Below are 5282 nucleotides of genomic sequence, written 5' to 3'. Positions count from 1 at the left end.
TTGACTTTGGCAGCAATGGGCGATTTCCCATTGTGAGCCGGTGTCAAAAGACATTTCAATCCCAAAGGTAATCTATGAAAACTCTCATCTCCGCAATGATCGCTGCATTCATGATGGCGTCCGTTCCTGCGTTTGCTGCCAGCCATGCCGGCGGCAAAATGGACGACAAGAAAGTGGATTGCATGAAAGACGAAAACAAAGCCAAAGACGAGTGCAAGAAGAAGTAATTCGCCTGAACGCGAAGAAGGGCCCACGTCAGTGGGCCTTTTTTTTGGGACCGATATACTCCCCACACCATGCGCCGCTGCCTCATCGCGATTTTCGCGCTCCACTTTTTTCTGAGTGTGAGCGCGTTTGCTTTTGGGGGCGCGCACAGCGCATCGGCAACACAGGCCCAGGCGGTCGCCGCATTGCAGGGCGCGCCCGCCGCGCTTGAAGACAGCGCACAGCAGGGCAAGGCCCTGGCGGAGTCGGCGGTGAACCACGCCCTGGTGGACCAGGTGCCCGACCTTCCCGACAGCCTGCCCAGGATCGTGATGGCGCAGCGGCCTCCGGTCGACGTCGGCCCCACCATCGGCTACCGGCAACGCGCCGTCTTGCCGCCCTCGCTGGACGGATTGCTCCGCCCGCCACAACAGGCCCCACACCCGGCCTGAGGTGGGACCGCTGAGGCGGCCCACACCCCACCCACATCCGTGAGCCCGCAGCGCTGAAGCGTTGCGAGTTGTTCGCTGCACCCCATCCCTTTTTGTTTTCATCCACCGAACGGACCTCACCATGAACACGAGTCTTTCTGCCCATTCCACCGCCAGCGCCGCGCTGGTCGAACGCAACCGCGTGCTGCGCAACACCTACTGGCTGTTGTCCTTGTCGATGATTCCCACGGTGCTGGGCGCCTGGGTCGGCGTGGCCACAGGCATCACCTCCGGCCTCACGGGCTTTCTGGGCCTTGCGGTTTTCCTGGGCGGTGCCTTCGGCTTCATGTTTGCCATCGAGAAGACCAAAAACTCGGCCGCCGGCGTGCCGGTGCTGCTGGCCTTCACCTTCTTCATGGGCCTCATGCTCTCGCGCCTGGTCGGCTCGGTGCTGGGCCAGGCCAACGGCGCGGGTCTGGTGATGACGGCGTTTGCCGGCACCGGCGCGATCTTTCTGGGCATGGCGGCGTTGTCGTCCATCATCAAGCGCGACCTCACCAGCATGGGCAAGTTCCTGTTCATCGGCGCGATCATGTTGCTGGTGGCGGGCATCGCCAATGTGTTCATCCAGTCGGGCGCGCTCATGATCACCCTCGCGGTGCTGGCCATCGGCATCTTCTCGGCCTTCATCCTGTACGACCTCAAGCGCGTGCAGGACGGCCATGAGACCAACTACATCACCGCCACCCTGGGCGTGTACCTGAGCCTGTTCAACGTGTTTCAGAGCCTGCTGATGCTGCTGGGTCTGGGCGGTTCGCGCGACGAGTGAAGCTGGCTGTGGGGGGCCCATGCGCTTGAGGTCGTGAGCGCGACGGCCTGGGCCGAAGCGGCTTTTCTCGGGCTGGTGCAGGGACTCACCGAGTTCCTGCCTGTGTCGTCCAGCGCCCACCTGCGCATCCTGCGGGCCTGGTGGTTGTCGCTGACGCAAGCCGAGTGGCGCCGGGACCCCGATGCGCGCATGGGCTGGCTGATCCTGATCGGCACATTGTCCATTGCCTTGCTGAGTCTGGCCTTCAAGGACGCGATTGAAGGCACGCTGCGCAACCTCACGATCACCGCCGTGATGTTGATCGTGTTCGGTGTGTTGCTGGCCATTGCAGACCGCGTGGGCAGCAAACAGCGCGCGCTCAAGGAACTCTCGTGGGGCCACGGTCTGCTCTTCGGTCTGGCGCAGGCCATGGCGCTCATTCCGGGTGTGTCGCGCTCGGGCGGCACCATCACCGCGGGCCTGCTCATGGGCTACAGCCGTGAAGCCGCGGCGCGCTATTCGTTTCTGCTGGCCACGGGCGTGCCGCGCGCCACCTGAGCTCGCGCATCCCTGTCTTTCGTTCTTGTGTTGAATTTCTGGAGCTTTTGATTTCCCATGGAAATTGCCATACTGTTCGCGCTGATCCTCCTCAATGGCTTGTTTGCCATGTCGGAGATCGCGCTGGTCACCGCACGCAAGGTGCGTCTGCAAAAACTCATCGATGAAGGCGACAAGGCGGCCGCAGCGGCCGTGAAGCTGGGCGAAGACCCGACGCGTTTTCTCTCCACCATCCAGATCGGCATCACCTCCATCGGTGTGCTCAACGGCATCGTCGGTGAAGCCGCGCTGGCCGCACCGCTGGCGCTGTGGCTCACCTCGCTGGGCGTGGCCGATCCCTACAGCGCGTACGCCGCCACCGGCCTGGTGGTGGTGCTCATCACCTACTTTTCCATCGTGGTGGGTGAACTCGTGCCCAAGCGCATCGGGCAGTCGAACCCCGAGGCGCTGGCGCGCCTGGTGGCGCGGCCGATCAACTGGCTGGCGATGGCCACCAAGCCCTTCGTGTTGTTCCTCTCGGTGTCCACCCGCGCGCTCATGAAGCTGCTCGGTGTGAAAGAAAACACCGGCGCGGCGGTGACCGAAGAAGAGATCCACGCCATGCTGGCCGAAGGCACGACGGCGGGCGTGATCGAGACCCACGAGCACACCATGGTGCGCAACGTGTTCCGGCTGGACGATCGCCAGATCGGCTCGCTCATGGTGCCGCGCAGCGACGTGGTGGTGCTCGACCTGGACCAGTCGTTCGAGGTGAACATGGCGCGGGTGGAAGCGTCGGACCATGCGCGTTTTCCGGTGGTCAACGGCAACATGAGCAACGTGGTGGGTGTGGTCAATGCGCGCAAGTGGCTCTCTCAGGCGCTGCGCGGTGAACACCGCGAACTGGCGGGCCAGCCCTTGCAGGCGCCGCTGTACGTGCCCGAGACCATCACCGGCATGGAGCTGCTGGACAACTTCCGCCAGTCCGACGTGCACATGGCGTTCGTCATCGACGAGTACGGCGAAGTGCAGGGCATCGTGACGCTGCAGGACCTGATCGAGGCCATCACCGGCGAGTTCAGCCCGAAGGACCCCGAGACCTCGTGGGCCATGCTGCGCGAAGACGGCAGCTGGCTGCTGGACGGCCACATTCCGGTGCCCGAACTCAAGGACCGCCTGCAGCTCGACAGCGTGCCCGACGAGGAGCGCGGCCGCTACCACACGCTCAGCGGTTTGATGATGCTGCTCACCGGGCGCCTGCCCAAGGAGGCCGACACCGTGACCTGGGAAGGCTGGCGGCTGGAGATCGTGGACATGGACGGCCGCACCATCGACAAGGTGCTGGCCACGCGCATCGCGGCACCTGCCGAGGGCGACACCGAGGAAGCGCCCACCGGCATATGAGCCCTTCACCGTCTGGCCAAGAGATCCATGGCAGCGTGCCCCTGTCGGTGGTGCTGTTTCGCCTGGCGAACGACAACAGCCGCGAGCGCATCGCGGTGGGTGATCTGCTGGCGGCCCTGGGCGACCGCGCCATCGGTGCGCTGATGTTCTTCTTCGCCGCACCCAACATCCTGCCGGTGCCACCGGGGGTGTCCACGCTGCTGGGTGCGCCCTTGTTGTTTCTGTCGGCCCAGCTCATGCTGGGGCTGCGGCCCTGGCTGCCGGGTTTTGTGACGCGGCGCTCGCTCTCGCGCGATGACCTCGCCACCCTGGTGCGGCGCATCGTGCCCTGGCTGGCCAAGGCCGAGAAACTGCTCAAGCCCCGCCTGCATGTGCTGGTTCGGCCGCCCGTTGAATATGCCGTCGGACTGATCTGCCTGGTGCTGGCTGCGGTGTTGATGCTGCCCGTGCCCCTGGGCAACACCTTGCCCGCGCTGGCCATCAGCGTGCTTGCGCTGGGCGTGCTGGAGCGCGACGGTGCGTGGATCGCGCTCGGGCTGCTGGCCTCGGCGGTGGCCGGTGCCGTGGTCTGGGGGGTGGTGTGGGCCATGATCAAGGCGGCGGTGTTGATCCTGGGACCTTTTTTCGTTTCGTGAGGGCTGCTCCATGTTGATTCAGATGTCCGTGTTTTTTGCTGGCCTCGTTGCGCTGGTCTTTGGTGCCAGCGCGCTGGTGCGCGGCGCGTCGAAGCTGGCCTTGTCGTTCGGCATATCGCCCCTGGTCGTGGGCCTGACCATCGTGGCGTTTGGCACCAGCGCACCCGAGATGGCCGTGTCCACCGGTGCCGTGCTGAGCGGTCAGACCGATATTGCGGTGGGCAATGTGGTGGGCAGCAACATCTTCAACGTGCTGTTCATCCTGGGCATCAGCGCGCTGGTGGCCCCGCTGATCGTGCATGTACAGCTGATCCGCCAGGAGGTGCCCATCATGATCGGCTCGGCCCTGCTGCTGCTGGCGCTCGGCCTGGACGGCAAGCTCGGCCTGTGGGATGGCGCCATCCTGATGGCCTTGATGGTGGCTTACACCGTGTTCCTCATCGTGCAGTCGCGCCGCGAATCCACCGCCAACACAGGCGAATTTGATGCCGGGCTGAAGCCCGCAGGACACGATGCCTGGGACGGCAAGTGGCCAGCCCAGGTGGCCCTGATCGTCGCCGGGCTGGCGCTGCTCGTGGTGGGGTCCGACTGGCTGGTCTCGGCCTCGGTGGTGTTTGCCAAGGCGCTGGGCGTGAGCGATCTCGTGATCGGCCTGACCATCGTGGCCGCAGGCACCTCCATGCCCGAGGTGGCCACCTCGCTCACCGCCGCCTTCAAGGGCGAGCGCGACATTGCGGTGGGCAATGTGGTGGGCAGCAACACCTTCAACATCCTGGGCTGTCTGGGCCTGAGCAGCCTCGTCTCGGGCGACCTCGGCCTGAGTCTGGCGCCGTCGATCCTGACCTTCGACATCTGGGTCATGCTGGCCGCCTTGCTCGCCTGTCTGCCCGTGTTTCTGAGCGGGCGCGAGATTGCGCGCTGGGAAGGCGGCGTCTTTCTGGCCGACTACGTGGCCTATGTGGCCTACATGATCCTGGCCTCACAGCACCACGATGCGCTGCCAGCCTTCTCGTCGGCCATGCTGAGCTTCGTGCTGCCCTTGACCATCATCACCTTTGTGGTGAGCATCATGCGCGGCAAGTCCGCCAGCCACCACCCCTGAGAACCCTTTTGCCACTTTGCCTGCGCCTATGAAAAACCCGTCCAACTCCTTCGAGCGATTCATGGAATCGGCCATCTTCGCCAGCCGCTGGATTCTTGCGCCGTTCTTCATCGGTTTGATCATTGCCATGCTCGTGTTGCTGCTCAAATTCGGCAAGGAAC

The 5282-nt window shown here is 64.3% G+C and carries 7 protein-coding genes; all 7 read left to right on the top strand.

Features of this window, described 5'->3' with window-relative positions; translation table 11 throughout:
• Positions 1–74 precede the first annotated feature (74 nt).
• The 7 genes from ACN4F8_RS00215 to ACN4F8_RS00185 all read left to right on the top strand — a co-directional run bounded on the left by ACN4F8_RS00215 (position 75) and on the right by ACN4F8_RS00185 (position 5121).
• A complete protein-coding gene (locus ACN4F8_RS00215) occupies positions 75–227 on the top strand; it encodes a hypothetical protein (RefSeq protein WP_156406418.1) in 153 nt (50 codons plus the stop codon).
• A gap of 69 nt (positions 228–296) precedes the next feature.
• Complete coding sequence (locus ACN4F8_RS00210) at positions 297–656, top strand: hypothetical protein (RefSeq protein ID WP_419471729.1); 360 nt, start codon at positions 297–299, stop codon at positions 654–656.
• A gap of 121 nt (positions 657–777) precedes the next feature.
• Positions 778–1464 carry a Bax inhibitor-1 family protein gene (locus tag ACN4F8_RS00205; RefSeq protein ID WP_419471728.1) on the top strand — a complete coding sequence of 229 codons (687 nt, stop codon included), beginning with the start codon at positions 778–780 and terminating at the stop codon, positions 1462–1464.
• A 33-nt stretch (positions 1465–1497) separates the two neighbouring features.
• Positions 1498–2001, top strand: a complete 504-nt coding sequence (locus ACN4F8_RS00200; protein WP_419471727.1) for an undecaprenyl-diphosphate phosphatase — start codon at positions 1498–1500, stop codon at positions 1999–2001.
• Between the two features lie 57 nt (positions 2002–2058).
• Complete coding sequence (locus tag ACN4F8_RS00195; protein WP_419471726.1) at positions 2059–3384, top strand: hemolysin family protein; 1326 nt, start codon at positions 2059–2061, stop codon at positions 3382–3384.
• Positions 3381–4019, top strand: a complete 639-nt coding sequence (locus ACN4F8_RS00190; RefSeq protein WP_419471725.1) for an exopolysaccharide biosynthesis protein — start codon at positions 3381–3383, stop codon at positions 4017–4019. The genes ACN4F8_RS00195 and ACN4F8_RS00190 overlap by 4 nt, the downstream gene beginning before the upstream one ends.
• A gap of 10 nt (positions 4020–4029) precedes the next feature.
• Positions 4030–5121 (top strand): calcium/sodium antiporter, encoded by a 1092-nt coding sequence (locus tag ACN4F8_RS00185; protein ID WP_419471724.1) that lies wholly within the window; start codon positions 4030–4032, stop codon positions 5119–5121.
• Positions 5122–5282: the final 161 nt, after the last annotated feature.

Origin of the sequence: Hydrogenophaga sp. (assembly GCF_048549895.1) — a bacterium.
Lineage (GTDB): Bacteria > Pseudomonadota > Gammaproteobacteria > Burkholderiales > Burkholderiaceae_C > Hydrogenophaga.
This window is presented reverse-complemented; position numbering and strand designations above follow the sequence as displayed.